Here is a 626-nt window from a genome sequence, read left to right on the forward strand (position 1 = left end):
GCAGGCCGCTCGACTCAGGCGAGACCGTGCTCGAACGCGAAGACGACGAGCTGCACCCGGTCGCGGAGCGCGAGCTTCGTGAGGATGCGGCTGATGTGCGTCTTCACCGTGGCTTCGCTGAGGTACTCGCGCGCGGCGATCTCGCTGTTCGACAGTCCCCGTGCCGCGAGGGCGAATATCTCCCGCTCACGGTCGGTCAGCGTCGCGAACTCGACGGGCACGGGCTTCGGCGCCTCGGCGACCAGGGAGCTGTTCCAGCACTTCGCCGAGGCCGCGATCACGCTCGACCCTGCGTGCACCGTGCGGATCGCCGCGAGCAGGAACTCGGGGTCGGCGTCTTTGAGGAGGAATCCGCTCGCTCCCTGGCGGATCGCTCGGGCAGCGGCCTCGTCGAGGTCGAAGGTCGTGAGCATCACGATGCGGGGCGGGTCCGGCTGCGCGAGGATCTCGGCGGTGGCCGTCAGACCGTCCATCACCGGCATCCGGATGTCCATCAGCACGACATCGGGTCGGACCGACCGCACGAGTGCGACAGCCGCGCGGCCGTCACCGGCCTCACCCACCACATCGAGGTCGGGTTGCGATGCGACGAGCATCCGGATTCCGGCTCGGGGAGCGCGCAGGGT

The 626-nt window shown here is 69.5% G+C and carries 1 protein-coding gene; it reads right to left on the reverse strand.

Features of this window, described 5'->3' with window-relative positions:
* Window positions 1-14: 14 nt before the first annotated feature.
* Window positions 15-623, reverse strand: a complete 609-nt coding sequence (locus IXW21_RS18120; RefSeq protein WP_194765625.1) for a response regulator — start codon at window positions 621-623, stop codon at window positions 15-17.
* Between the last annotated feature and the right edge of the window lie 3 nt (window positions 624-626).

The sequence above is a fragment of the Microbacterium sp. UFMG61 genome (genome assembly GCF_015354505.1).
GTDB lineage: Bacteria > Actinomycetota > Actinomycetes > Actinomycetales > Microbacteriaceae > Microbacterium.